Below are 13,641 nucleotides of genomic sequence, written 5' to 3' on the forward strand. Positions count from 1 at the left end.
CCTTATAAAACGTCTCAGGGTTACTGCGCGGCTTCCGCCTTCTTCGCCAGACCATCCAGCAGTTTCTGATGAATACCACCAAAACCGCCGTTGCTCATCACCAGAATATGGTCGCCAGGCTGGGCGGTTTTCACCACCATATCTGCCAACGCATCGACATCACCACTCCAGTGTGCAGGCTGAATACAGGCTTCCGCCACTTCGGCTACCTGCCACGGAATATGCGCCGGTTGCAACAGGAAGACTTCATCGGCACGACCTAACGACGGTGCTAAATCATCTTTGCAGACGCCCATCTTCATGGTGTTCGAGCGTGGTTCCAGCACGGCAATAATACGCGCCGTACCACCAACTTTACCGCGCAGCGCCGCCAGCGTTGCCAGAATTGCCGTCGGGTGATGGGCAAAATCGTCATATACCGTCACGCCATTTGCTTCACCACGCAGTTCCAGACGACGACGAGCGTTGATAAATGACCCCAGCGCATTAGCAGCATCTGCCGGAGCAACACCAACATGACGGGCCGCAGCAATCGCCATCAGACCGTTGTGCATGTTATGTTCCCCCACCAGCGACCATTTCACTTCACCCACTTTTTCACCATCCAGCAAAACTTCCCATTCGGAAGCGTCGGTGGTCAGCTTTTTCGCCTGCCAGTGTCCCTGCTCGCCCACCAGCTCCTGCTCGCTCCAGCAGCCCATCGCCATGGTCTGTTTCAGGTTGATGTCGTTTTCCGGCCAGATAATACGGCCCTGCCCCGGAACAATACGTACCAGATGGTGGAACTGTTTCTGGATCGCTTTCAGGTCATCGAAAATATCGGCGTGATCAAACTCAAGATTATTGAGGATCAGCGTGCGCGGGCAGTAATGAACAAACTTAGAACGTTTGTCAAAGAAGGCGCAGTCATACTCATCCGCTTCGATAACAAAGAAGTCGCTTTCGCCCAGACGCGCCGAAACCTCAAAGTTTCCAGGTACACCGCCGATCACAAAACCCGGTTTATAGCCGCACTGTTCCAGAATCCAGGTCGCCATTCCCGCGGTAGTAGTTTTGCCGTGTGTACCAGCAACGGCCAGAACCCAGCGGTCACGCAGCACAAAATCGTGCAGCCACTGTGGACCTGACATATACGGAATGTTTTTTTCCAGTACCGCTTCCACACACGGATTTCCACGGGTCATGGCATTGCCAATAATCACCAAATCCGGCTGCGGATCGAGCTGGCTGGCATCGAAACCCTGAATCAGTTCAATGCCTTGCTTCTCAAGTAAGGTGCTCATCGGCGGATACACATTGGCGTCCGAACCCGTTACTTCATGGCCCAACTGGCGCGCCAGAATCGCCAGACCACCCATAAACGTGCCACAAATTCCTAAAATATGAATGCGCATACGTCATTATCCTTTTTTAATCTACCGCTCATTTTACGCATATGTCGGGCAAGTGAGAAACGCATTTCAGGATAATCCGTAATTTGCTGGCGCGATTCACCTGAGCGCAACATTCAGATTATTTGTTAAGATTGTTGCGGTCGCTTTACTCCATAAACATTGCAGGGAAAGTTTTATGAAAACGTTAGGTGAATTTATTGTCGAAAAGCAGCACGAGTTTTCTCATGCTACCGGTGAGCTCACTGCTTTGCTGTCGGCAATAAAACTGGGCGCCAAGATTATCCATAGAGATATCAACAAAGCCGGACTGGTTGATATCCTGGGAGCCAGCGGTGCTGAGAATGTGCAGGGCGAGGTGCAACAAAAACTCGACCTGTTCGCTAATGAAAAACTGAAAGCCGCATTGAAAGCGCGCGATATCGTTGCGGGCATTGCATCTGAAGAAGAGGATGGGATTGTCGTCTTTGATGGGTGTGAACACGCAAAATACGTTGTGCTGATGGACCCCCTGGATGGCTCGTCCAACATCGATGTTAACGTCTCTGTCGGTACTATATTCTCCATCTACCGCCGCGTCACGCCTGTTGGTACGCCGGTAACGGAAGAGGATTTCCTCCAGCCTGGTAATAAACAGGTTGCCGCAGGTTACGTGGTATACGGCTCCTCTACCATGCTGGTTTACACCACTGGCTGCGGCGTCCACGCCTTTACTTATGATCCGTCACTCGGCGTTTTCTGTCTGTGTCAGGAAAAAATGCGTTTCCCGGAGAAAGGCTCAACCTACTCCATCAACGAAGGAAACTACATTAAGTTTCCTAACGGCGTGAAGAAGTACATTAAATTCTGCCAGGAAGAAGATAAGTCCACCAACCGCCCGTACACCTCACGTTATATCGGTTCACTGGTCGCGGATTTCCACCGTAACCTGCTGAAAGGCGGCATTTATCTCTATCCAAGCACCGCAAGTCACCCGGACGGTAAACTGCGTTTGCTGTATGAATGCAACCCAATGGCATTCCTGGCGGAACAAGCAGGCGGTAAAGCGAGCGATGGCAAAGAGCGTATTCTGGATATCATCCCGGAAACCCTGCATCAGCGCCGTTCGTTCTTCGTTGGCAATGACCATATGGTTGAAGATGTCGAACGCTTTATCCGTGAGTTCCCGGACGCGTAATGGTCTAAAAACGCCGGAGCAGTCCGGCGTTTTTGCGTTTTAATTAACAAAAGTTAATTTGACGCGTTTAGAGACACGGAAATAGGGAACCCAGATAGCCAGATGAATGATATTTTTCAGCACACCCCATGCGTCTGAAAGATCAATTGTGGCATGAAGAAATTGTACTGCTCCCCAGATATCAGCAACATTCAATGCGAAGAGCGCCAGAAGAAGGGCAATATAGTAGTGAGGAAGTTGGCGTTTCTTATTAAAAAACAAAAAAGTAGTATAACTCACCAACAGAAATATCGTGGCACATCCGACCACTTCCAGATAAAGCAGAGTTCTGAGCGGTTCTTCCTGACTGCCCTGAGCAAGCCCCCATGTTCGTACAAAAGAATAAATGCTCGAAATAATCACCAGCACTAAAGAAATAGCAGGTAAATACAGCCAACCTCCAATCCCCGTAAGCTTTTTATCAGCACAACTTTTGCATGTTGTACTTAAATCCTCGCCTTCCTTTGCCCACATAAAAATATCCTTGTATATCAGTAAATTTACTCTTTTATTGTATTTTCCGGACTCACTCTTATTACTGGCGAACTCTGACGGTTCTCCCACAGCACCGTTAACCCACGCTGTAATGCAATGAAAATAAACAGCAAAATGCCGATGGCGATTTTCGTCCACCATGAACTCATCGTGCCGTCAAAGTTTATGTAAGTCTGAATGAGTCCCTGAATCGCTACGCCAAAAAGCGTTCCTAATACTGTCCCAACACCGCCGCTTAAAAGTGTACCGCCAATCACCACGGAGGCGATAGCGTCCAGTTCCACACCTACGCCTGCCAGCGCGTATCCGGCCTGGGTGTAAATAGAGAAGACAATCCCGGCCAGTGTCGCCAGTCCGGTGGAGAGCATATAAATGCGAATAGTGGTGCTGCGAGTAGAAATTCCCATCAGGTTTGCCGAAGTCGCGTTGCCACCAATGGCATATACCTGATTACCAAAACGGGTACGATGTGCGAGGAAAATACCAATAACCACCACCGCAAGCATCAGCAGCCCCATCGTGCTTAAGCGACCACCGCCGGGGATTTTCCACGCCAGGCTTGAGAGCGTTTCATAAATGGGATGGTTAATCGGGATCGACTCTTCCGAAACGAGATAGCTGACGCCGCGCAAAAAGAACATTCCTGCCAGGGTAATGATGAATGCCGGGATCTTCAGCGCGTCGATCAGAAGCCCCATAAATGCGCCGAAGGCACAGCCCATCACCAGTACCAGCGGGAAGGCCAATAGTGGCGAAAAGCCGAAGTCACCAATCACCTTTGCCAGAAACACGCCGGTAAAAGCGATCACCGAACCGACAGAAAGATCGATCCCACCGGAGAGGATCACAAAGGTCATGCCGACAGCGATGATCCCCAGAAAAGCGTTATCAGTCAGGATATTGCAGATCACCCGCGTGGAGGCAAAACCGGGAAACTGCGTCAGACAGTAGAGATAGCCCAACACAAAGACGCCGATGGTGATCATCAGTGGCAAGTTACGTTTTATCATGGCTACGCACTCCTTTAATCAGACTGATAAAGCGTTGCGACTGAACAATCAGCACGCAAAGCACCACCACCGCTTTCACCACCTGATTCATCTCCGGCGGAAAGCCCGAGAGCAAAATCCCGGTATTCATTCCCTGAATAATCAGCGCCCCCACCACCGAGAGCAGCAGGTTAAAGCGCCCGCCCATCAGTGATCCACCGCCGATCACCACCGCAAGAATGGCGTCCAGTTCCAGCCATAATCCAGCATTATTGGCGTCGGCACCGCGAATATCCGCCGCCACGATAATGCCCGCAATCGCCGCACACAGCCCGCTCAACACATAGGTGAGCATGACGATGATCCGCGTGTTCACTCCGGCATTTTTCGCTGCCCGAATGTTGATGCCAACAGCTTCAATAAACATCCCCAGCGCCGTTTTGCGAGCCAGCAACCAAAACAGAAGAAGTGTCAGCACTGCAATAATGACCGGCGTTGGCAGGAACAACAGCGATCCGCTGCCGAACCAAGAGAGATCCGGCGAGTTGAAAGTAACGATCTGTCCGGAGGTGATCAGTTGCGCCACGCCGCGCCCGGCAACCATCAGGATCAGAGTGGCGACAAACGGTTGAATTTTGAGGATCGCCACCAGAATGCCATTCCACAATCCAGCCAGAATGCCGGTGCCTAACGCACTGAGTAGCACAATCGGCACGCTATACCCCGCTACCGTCATCGCGGCCGTTGTGGCTCCGGCAATAGCCATCACCGCGCCTACGGAAAGATCGATGCCGCCAGTGGCGATCACCAGCGTCATGCCGATCGCCAGCAGCGCAACGGGAGCCGCGCGGTTAAGGATATCGATGGGACTCCCGAACAGACGCCCATCCTGAAGCACCACCTGCCAGAAATGCGGGGCGACCAGGCTATCGACCAGCAGCACCAGCAACAGCGCTGCCAGTTGCGGCATTCCCGTCGGCCAGCGAAAACGCCTTTTCGACGACGCGGTGTCAGGGAGAGATTGAGGCATCACACTGTTCTCCTTACGCCGCAATGGCGTTCATGATCGCCGGAACGGAAAGCTCTGCCAGCGGGATCTCTGCCACTTGTTTACGATCACGCATGATGATCACCCGATCGGCATAGCCCACCAGTTCTTCCAGTTCCGAGGAGATCACCAGCAGTGCCAGACCATCGGCGCACAGCGTTTCAATCAGGCGGATGATCTCGGCGTGGGCACCAACGTCAATACCGCGCGTTGGCTCGTCGAGAATTAGAAATTGCGGACGAGTCAGCAGCCAGCGTGAAAGCAACACTTTTTGTTGATTACCGCCAGAGAGGAACTCTATCGGCTGTTCCGTAGAAGGGGTGCGAATACCGAGCTGGCGGATAAATCGTTCTGCTATTTCCTGCTGTTCTTTGCGTGAAATCGGTCGCAGCCAGCCGCGCTGGGCTTGTAAGGCAAGGATGATATTTTCCCGTACCGAAGCGGCAGCAATAATGCCATCGGTTTTCCGGTCTTCCGGACAGAAACCAATACCCAGTACCGATGCATGATGCGGCGATCGCAGGGTTTGCGGTTTACCTTTGATCAACGCTGTGCCGCTGTCGGCGGGTTTGATACCGAAGATCACTTCCGCAGTTTCTGTACGTCCTGATCCCAGCAAACCTGCCAACCCGACGATCTCGCCGGGACGAATTTCCAGATCAAACGGCGCGATCGTCCCTTTCTTGCCGTAATTGTTAAACTCGGCAACAGGTTTGTCGCTCAACAATGTTCGCCCGGCACGCTGTAGCGCATGAGTGTCGAGTTCACGCCCCAGCATCATTTTCACCAGTTCGATCTGCGGAAGCTCGCGGGTTTCCCGACAGCCAACAAAGCTGCCGTTGCGTAAGACGGTGATCCGATCACTGACCTGGTATACCTGATCGAGAAAGTGAGTGACGAAGATCAGGCTGACGCCGCGATCTCGAAGCTGACGCATCAGGCCAAACAGTAGTTCCACTTCCTGGGTGTCGAGGCTGGCGGTGGGTTCATCAAGGATCAGCACTTTGGCGGAGAGATCGATGGCCCGGCAAATGGCGACGATTTGCTGCATTGCCACCGAAAAACGGTTGAGCGGTTCGCGCACGTCGAGGGAGAAACCGTAGGATGCCATTAACCCGGTTGCGCGCTTTTCCATCTCTTTGCGCCGTAGCAAGCCGAAACGTTTGGGCTCACGGCCGATAAAGAGATTGTCGGCAACCGACATATTGGGTAACAGGTTGACTTCCTGGTAGACGGTGCCGATGCCAAGCTGTTGTGCATGGGCTGTGTTTTTCGGTGAGATGGCCTGGCCTTCCAGCCAGATTGTGCCGCGATCGGCATGGTAAACGCCGGTTAATGCTTTAATCAGCGTCGATTTTCCTGCCCCGTTTTCACCAAGCAGTGCCATAATTTCACCACGACGCAAGCTGAAGTCAACGTTATCTAACGCTTTGACGCCGGGGAAGAATTTGCTTAATCCTTCGGTGCGGAGGATTTCCTGGTGTTGGTCGGTAGTCATAGTTCTCCCAGTGTAAAGCGTGCTCCTGGCAGGCCTGATAAGACGCACCAGCGTCGCATCAGGCATCTGCGCACAAATGCCGGATGTGGCGTGAACGCCTTATCCGACCTACCAGTCGGCATCGGTTTGTAGGCCTCAATACCCCATATTTTTCTTCTTCTCTAACTCTTCTTTTGCGGTATCAGGCAGATAAAGGGTGGACTTAGTCAGCGTCAGCTTTTCAGGCATGGTGCCGTCTTTCTTGTATTTCTCCAGCGCGTCGAAAGCTGGGCCTGCCATGTTTGGCGTCAGTTCAACACTGGCATTCGCTTCACCATCAATCATCGCTTTGTAGATATCCGGCACGCCGTCGATAGAGCCTGTCAGAATATCTTTGCCCGGCTTCAGACCCGCTTCTTTAATCGCCTGAATCGCGCCTATTACCATGTCGTCGTTATGGGCGTAAACCATGCAGATATTTTTGCCGTTGTTTTCCGCTTTGATAAAGCTCTCCATAACTTCTTTGCCTTTACTACGGGTGAAATCACCGGATTGCGAGCGGATAATTTTGATATTTGGCGCATTCTTAATAGCTTCGGCAAAACCTTTCTTACGGTCGATGGCAACGCTCGCCCCAACGGTGCCTTGTAACTCAACCACGTTACACGGTTTACCGTTGACCTCTTTCACCAGCCAGTCACCAATCAACTTGCCTTCCAGAATGTTGTCAGCAGTAACGGTCGTCATATAGAGAGATTTGTCTTTCACATCGATGGAACGGTCGAGCAAAAAGACCGGAATTTCGGCATCTTTCGCCTCTTTTAATACTGGTTCCCAGCCCGTCGCCACCACCGGAGCGATAAAGATCGCATCCACACCTTGTGCGACGAAGGAACGTACCGCTTTAATCTGGTTTTCCTGCTTTTGCTGACCATCGGCAATTTTTAGCGTGATACCGCGCTTTTCTGCCTCACTTTTCGCCACGTTGGTTTCTGCGGCACGCCAGCCGGACTCCGATCCGACCTGCGAAAATCCTACGGTTAAGGGAGCGGCCAATGCCATAGACGACATGGCTGCTGAGACCGCAGAGACTACAAGTAAGCGTTTCCACATAGGGTTGTCCTCGTCGGGGTGATTATTATTGTTTAAAAGATGTTCGCGAAAAAACTATAGACAATCGGTCATGTAACAGATTGCGTTACTTCACACTTCAAAAAAGTAAATACATCGTTAATCACAAGTTTGTAATCGCTTTCATCTCGCTATGAAAAATGCGGCTACGGTTATGGATTTTCCTGCTCTGTAAACCGTCTTAAAGCTGGCGAAAAAGGAAAAAGAGGACGAAAACAAGCGAAGACATTCGGCGCGAGTTGGCTATAATACTCGGCACTTGTTTGCCACATATTTTAAAGGAAACAGACATGAGCTTACTCAACGTCCCTGCGGGTAAAGATCTGCCGGAAGACATCTACGTTGTTATTGAGATCCCGGCTAACGCAGATCCGATCAAATACGAAATCGACAAAGAAAGCGGCGCACTGTTCGTTGACCGCTTCATGTCCACCGCAATGTTCTATCCATGCAACTACGGTTACATCAACCACACTCTGTCTCTGGATGGTGATCCGGTTGACGTACTGGTCCCGACTCCGTACCCGCTGCAGCCGGGTTCTGTGATCCGTTGCCGTCCGGTTGGCGTTCTGAAAATGACCGACGAAGCCGGTGAAGATGCAAAACTGATTGCGGTTCCGCACAGCAAGCTGAGCAAAGAATACGATCACATCAAAGACGTTAACGATCTGCCTGAACTGCTGAAAGCGCAGATCGCTCACTTCTTCGAGCACTACAAAGACCTCGAAAAAGGCAAGTGGGTGAAAGTTGAAGGTTGGGAAAACGCTGAAGCCGCTAAAGCTGAAATCGTTGCTTCCTTCGAGCGCGCAAAGAATAAATAATTTCTTGTATACTCTAAATAATTCAAGTTGCAGGAAGGCGACAAGCGAGTGAATTCCCGGGCACCTACATAAGTAAGTGACTGGGGTGAGCGAACGCAGACACAGTACATGCAACTTGCAGCATGACGAGTATATCGTAATAACCCTGAACACCGGGCTTCGGTTAGTAAGGGTTTTTATTTTATATTGACACCTGTTTTGTCTTGCAAAAAACAACCGAACCCGGTGTTGGTAAGGCACAAAGCCCTTCTTATCACATGAATGGTAGACACGTGTTTGGGTAAAACATAGAGGTTCACCTGAAACCGTCATAATTTCATTCAATGCAGATCACGTTTTTTCTCTATACCGATTGAAAGACAACAACATCACTTAGATAATCTGTCGAAATAACCCATTTCTATGATGGCGTGCTACTGCGAAAGCAGGCAAGACCAAAATAGAAATGCTCTCCCGCCAAGGGGAGCATTTCTATTTTGGTCTTTTTTTTTGCCTCAACCCAGGGAACACTATGAACTATAACGAAACAGCAGACAAAATCCTCCACTCGGTGGGTGGTGCGGAGAATATCCGAATGCTCACCCACTGCGCGACCCGCTTGCGCATGGAGTTTAACGATCGCGCAAAGGTTAACGATACGCAGATTGGCGCTATCCCCGGCGTGATAAGCGTGGTGGAGAAAGGCGGTCAGTTCCAGATTGTTATCGGCAATGAGGTGCAGCAGGTTTATCGCCTGCTCAATAAGGCGCTGCCGGAGAAGAAAGGCCCCTCAAGCGGTGGCAAAAACGCCAAACCCACCGGTATCATCGCACGCATTATCAGCGTGATTTCGACCACCTTCACCCCAGTGATCCCGGCCATTACCGGCGCCGGGATGATCAAGGCACTGCTGGCTATCCTCAAACTAACGGGCGTGATTAGCGAAACCAGTTCAACCTATCAGCTACTCAACATTATTGCCGACGCGGCCTTCTTCTTCCTGCCAGTGCTGCTGGCCTACGGGGCATCGCTGAAATTTGAATGTAACCCGATTCTGGCGATGACCCTCGCGGGCGTACTGCTGCATCCGGGCATCGGCCAGATGCTGGCAGCGGGGAAAGCGGTTGATTTTGTCGGTATCAACGTCCTGCTTTCCGATTACGCCGGGTCAGTGCTGCCGATTATTCTGACGGTCTGGCTGATGTCGTGGGTGGAGCGCTTCGCGGAGAAGGTTTCGCCGTCGATCATTAAGTTCTTTGTTAAGCCGATGCTGATCCTGTTGATCACCGCGCCACTGGCGCTGGTGCTCGTCGGCCCTGCGGGTATTTTGCTTAACGATCTGGTGGCGGCTGGCGCGGGCGCTATTGATCGCCACGCCAGTTGGTTAATTCCGATGCTGATGGGCGCTCTGCAACCCTTCCTGATTATTACCGGCACCGCCTGGGCGATGACGCCAATCGCTACCGGTCAGTTGAGTAAAAACGGTTTTGAGATGATTAACGGGCCGGGAATGCTGGCGTCAAACGTGGCAATGGGCACGGCGACGCTGTGCGTGGCGCTGAAAACCAAAAATAACAACCTGCGCCAGTTGGCCTCATCATCGGGCTTTACCGCGCTGCTGGGGATCACCGAACCGGCACTGTACGGGGTATTACTCAAGTTCCGCCGGGTACTGATTGCCGCGATGATCGGTGGCGGCTGCGCCGGGATTTATGCTGGTGTGAGCGGTCTGGTGCGCTATGCGTTTGTCTCCCCAGGACTTGCGGCGCTGCCGGCGTTTATCGGTGAAAACCCGATGAATATCGTCCATGCGCTAGTGACCTGTGCGATTTCTATCGTAGTAACCTTTGCCCTAACCTGGTTTATCGCCTTTAAAGATACGCCTGAAGAGCAAGAAGAGGTCAGCGAGGCTCCGCAGCCTGTCGTTAGCCCGAAAATTGAGGGTGAGATTGAAGTACTCAGCCCGCTGCGCGGTCAGGTGATGGCGCTGAACGAAGTGAATGATGATGTCTTTTCCGGTGGCCTGCTGGGAGAAGGCGTGGCGATCCAACCACAGGAAGGGGTTCTGCGTGCGCCGTTTAACGGTACTGTAATGATGTTTCTACCTTCCTGCCACGCCGTTGGTTTACAAAGTGAAAGCGGACTTGAGCTGCTGATCCATATCGGTATCGATACCGTTAATCTTAACGGCCAGCACTTTAGCTCATCGCTGAAAGTAGGCGACAAGGTGGAGGTCGGACAGGAGCTAATCCGCTTTGATATCCCCGCCATCGAACAGGCCGGGTATGACCTGATTACCCCGGTGATTGTGGTCAATGGCGACGAGCAGCACTCCCTGCGCCTTACCACCGCCGCGCAGGTCGATTACGGCGAACAACTGATGGTGCAATCCGCTAAGGAGGTGCAGGTATGATTTATCAAAAGAAAACGCAGTTCCCGGACGGTTTTCTGTGGGGCGCGTCCACTTCGGCCTATCAGGTTGAGGGCGCGTGGAATGAAGACGGTAAAGGACCGTCGGTAGTCGACATGCTCAGCCATCCGCCGGGAACGGCTGACTTCCGCATTGCCAGCGATCACTATCATCGCGTGGAGGAAGACGTAGCGCTGATGGCGCAGATGGGGCTGAAGGCCTACCGCTTTTCGGTGGCCTGGTCGCGGGTGATACCTGACGGTGATGGCCCGGTGAATCCGGACGGGTTAGCCTTTTATCACCGCCTGATCGACGCCCTGACACGCTACGGAATAACCCCCATCGTCACGTTGTATCATTTCGACTTGCCCTGGGCTCTGGAGTTGAAAGGCGGCTGGCTGAACCGCAAAACCGGGGAGGCGTTTGTTCGTTACGCCCGTCTGCTGTTCAGCGAGTTTGCCGATAAAGTCCCGCTATGGCTGACGATTAACGAACAGAACACCATGATCCTGCATCCCGGCGCGATTGGCGTACCCGCCAATCGTGAACTGCCGGATAAGAAGGCGCTGTACCAGCAGAATCATCATATGATGCTGGCTCAGGCGCAGATCTTCGCCCTGTGCCACCGCGAATTCCCTGGGCTGCGCATCGGCCCGGCGATAAACACCACTTCGATGTACGCCGAAAGTTGCAAACCGGAAGACGCTATTGCCGCGCATAACTGGGAAACGCTGCGCTGCTGGAGTTTTTTAGATGTAGCGGTACATGGTCGCTACAACGCCCTGGCGTGGGCGTATTTGCAGGATCGCGGCCTCGCGCCGGAAATGCAGCCAGAAGATGCGCTGATTTTGCAGCAGGGGCGGCCGGATTTTATCGCCATTAACTACTACTCAACCGCGACGATTGCTGCCAGCCGGGGCGATGGTGCCGATGTTGCCCCCCGCGCGGGCGATCAACAAATTATGCTGGGCGAAGAGGGCGTTTATCGGCCAGCGGAAAATCCGTGGGTCGGCAAAACGCCTTACGGCTGGGTCGTTGATCCGGTGGGATTGCGCCTGACGCTGCGTAAAGTGTGCGAGCGCTACGGCCTGCCGATTCTGATCAGCGAAAACGGTATGGGCGCACCGGATAAGCTGGAGCATGATGGGACGGTGAATGACGATTACCGTATCGCTTTTCTTGAGGCGCACATTGAGCAAATGCGTCTGGCAATTGCTGACGGCGTCGAGCTGATGGGCTACTGCCCATGGGCAGCAATTGATGTGGTAAGCACTCACCAGGGATACGCTAAGCGCTACGGTTTTATTTATGTCGATCGCGGCGAGGATGATCTGAAGAGTTTGCAAAGGATCCGCAAACGCAGTTTCTGGTGGTATAAGGATGTCATCGCGCAAAACGGTAACCACAACGAGTCTCAGAGATGATTGTTCAGAAGGTGCTCAATAATAGCCTGGTGCTCTCCCTTGATGACGATAACAGGGAAGTTATCGTCATGGGGAAAGGTATTGGCTTCAACAGCAGACCCGGGGACGAGATCGCCCCGGAGCAGATAGAGAAGCTATTTGTAACCCAGACGCTTGACGAACGCAGCGGCTATCTTGAGGCACTTTCCGCTATACCGGATGAAGTCATCGAAATGGCTGCGATGATTATTTCCCGTGCCAACATGCAGCTTTCGAGCAAAGTTCGTGAGCAGATTTTCTTTACCCTTGCCGATCACCTGGCTTTTGCCATCGAGCGCAGCCGCAAAGGGATCACCATTCAAAACCGCCTACTACCGGAGGTCAGGCGGTTTTATCCACAACAGTTCCACATCGCCAGCGAGGCTGTAACCATTATTCGCCAGCAGTACGGTATTGAACTACCGGAAGAGGAAGCCGGGAATATCGCTTTTCATCTTGTGAATGGTCAGAGCGAAGGCGACGACGTAGCGCAAACCATGCAGTCAGTGAAAATGTTGAAGGATATTTTTAATCTCGTGCAGTACCACTTTAAGCAGGAGATCGACACTGAATCGATTAATTACTCACGTTTTCTTATCCATATGCAGTTTTTCCTTCAGCGTTTACAGGAGGGAGAACTGGATAGCTCGCGGGACAGTTTCCTGCTAGTGCAAGTGATTAAAGAGTATCCAGAAGCCTGGCAGTGTACGCTACTGATCCGCGATTATATCAAGGTTCAACTCGGTATCACCCTCAGAGGTAACGAACTGCTATGGCTCACAGTCCATCTGGTGAGGATAACTGGACTTGATGCATAAACAGGATGCCTCTGTTTAAATTGACGTATAACATTTGCTTTTGAGAACGCATCTTGCCTGTTCAGAGCCGCTTGCTGGAAATAAGCCGCTCCTGCTCATTCTCACCATTTAAATTGCAAGATGTTTTACCCCTGCGCATTAATGAACACCAGCAGCGTTTTTTATGCGTTAACAGATATAGAAAGCGACTCGGAAGGAAAAGAAACAGGCGGGAAAGTTACAAAACAGAATGCGTGTCGTCTCGCAAAAACAACGCCACCCGAAGGTGTAATGCCGATCAGTTAAGGATCAGTTGACCGATCCAGTGGCTGTGTAAGAATCCGGAAACGCTCACTCGTTTCCGGATTTTTTTATGCACATTGGACAGGCCCTTGATCTGGTATCCCGTTACGATTCTCTGCGTAACCCACTGACTTCTCTGGGG

The 13,641-nt window shown here is 51.9% G+C and carries 12 protein-coding genes; 6 read left to right on the forward strand and 6 right to left on the reverse strand.

Annotated features, from left to right (window positions below; all coding sequences use genetic code 11):
- Positions 1-20: 20 nt before the first annotated feature.
- Positions 21-1,394 carry a UDP-N-acetylmuramate:L-alanyl-gamma-D-glutamyl-meso-diaminopimelate ligase gene (mpl, locus tag A9587_RS19865; RefSeq protein ID WP_001219774.1) on the reverse strand — a complete coding sequence of 458 codons (1,374 nt, stop codon included), beginning with the start codon at positions 1,392-1,394 and terminating at the stop codon, positions 21-23.
- Positions 1,395-1,569: 175 nt separating this feature from the next.
- Here mpl and fbp point away from each other — a divergent pair, with 175 nt between their 5' ends.
- A complete protein-coding gene (gene fbp / locus A9587_RS19870) occupies positions 1,570-2,568 on the forward strand; it encodes a class 1 fructose-bisphosphatase (RefSeq protein WP_000853758.1) in 999 nt (332 codons plus the stop codon).
- 39 nt (positions 2,569-2,607) lie between these two features.
- On the opposite strand, the gene A9587_RS19875 is transcribed toward fbp, so the two are convergent.
- From A9587_RS19875 to ytfQ, 5 genes are all read right to left on the reverse strand, one after another.
- Positions 2,608-3,081 (reverse strand): DUF2569 domain-containing protein, encoded by a 474-nt coding sequence (locus A9587_RS19875; RefSeq protein ID WP_105263888.1) that lies wholly within the window; start codon positions 3,079-3,081, stop codon positions 2,608-2,610.
- A gap of 26 nt (positions 3,082-3,107) precedes the next feature.
- Positions 3,108-4,112 carry a galactofuranose ABC transporter, permease protein YjfF gene (yjfF, locus tag A9587_RS19880; protein ID WP_105263887.1) on the reverse strand — a complete coding sequence of 335 codons (1,005 nt, stop codon included), beginning with the start codon at positions 4,110-4,112 and terminating at the stop codon, positions 3,108-3,110.
- Positions 4,099-5,121, reverse strand: coding sequence for a galactofuranose ABC transporter, ATP-binding protein YtfT (gene ytfT, locus A9587_RS19885; protein ID WP_123057492.1), 1,023 nt, complete (start codon positions 5,119-5,121; stop codon positions 4,099-4,101). Before ytfT ends, yjfF begins: the two co-directional genes overlap by 14 nt.
- 13 nt (positions 5,122-5,134) lie before the next feature.
- The gene (gene ytfR / locus A9587_RS19890; protein WP_000205820.1) at positions 5,135-6,637 is read right to left on the reverse strand and encodes a galactofuranose ABC transporter, ATP-binding protein YtfR; all 1,503 of its coding nucleotides are present in this window, start codon (positions 6,635-6,637) and stop codon (positions 5,135-5,137) included.
- A 135-nt stretch (positions 6,638-6,772) separates the two neighbouring features.
- Complete coding sequence (gene ytfQ, locus A9587_RS19895) at positions 6,773-7,729, reverse strand: galactofuranose ABC transporter substrate-binding protein YtfQ (protein ID WP_000265933.1); 957 nt, start codon at positions 7,727-7,729, stop codon at positions 6,773-6,775.
- A gap of 308 nt (positions 7,730-8,037) precedes the next feature.
- Here ytfQ and ppa point away from each other — a divergent pair, with 308 nt between their 5' ends.
- From ppa to A9587_RS25170, 5 genes are all read left to right on the forward strand, one after another.
- Positions 8,038-8,568, forward strand: coding sequence for an inorganic diphosphatase (gene ppa / locus A9587_RS19905; protein ID WP_000055070.1), 531 nt, complete (start codon positions 8,038-8,040; stop codon positions 8,566-8,568).
- A 511-nt stretch (positions 8,569-9,079) separates the two neighbouring features.
- Entirely contained in the window at positions 9,080-10,960 is a 1,881-nt protein-coding gene (locus A9587_RS19910) for a beta-glucoside-specific PTS transporter subunit IIABC (protein WP_105263885.1), read from the forward strand.
- On the forward strand, positions 10,957-12,381 hold the full coding sequence (locus A9587_RS19915; protein ID WP_105263884.1) for a glycoside hydrolase family 1 protein: 1,425 nt from the start codon (positions 10,957-10,959) through the stop codon (positions 12,379-12,381). Before A9587_RS19910 ends, A9587_RS19915 begins: the two co-directional genes overlap by 4 nt.
- Positions 12,378-13,217, forward strand: coding sequence for a BglG family transcription antiterminator LicT (licT, locus tag A9587_RS19920; protein WP_000636962.1), 840 nt, complete (start codon positions 12,378-12,380; stop codon positions 13,215-13,217). The genes A9587_RS19915 and licT overlap by 4 nt, the downstream gene beginning before the upstream one ends.
- A gap of 352 nt (positions 13,218-13,569) precedes the next feature.
- On the forward strand, positions 13,570-13,641 hold a 72-nt coding region (locus tag A9587_RS25170; RefSeq protein ID WP_001675268.1), incomplete at its 3' end, for a hypothetical protein.

It is taken from the genome of Escherichia sp. MOD1-EC6162 (assembly GCF_002965125.1).
GTDB classification, from domain to species: domain Bacteria; phylum Pseudomonadota; class Gammaproteobacteria; order Enterobacterales; family Enterobacteriaceae; genus Escherichia; species Escherichia marmotae.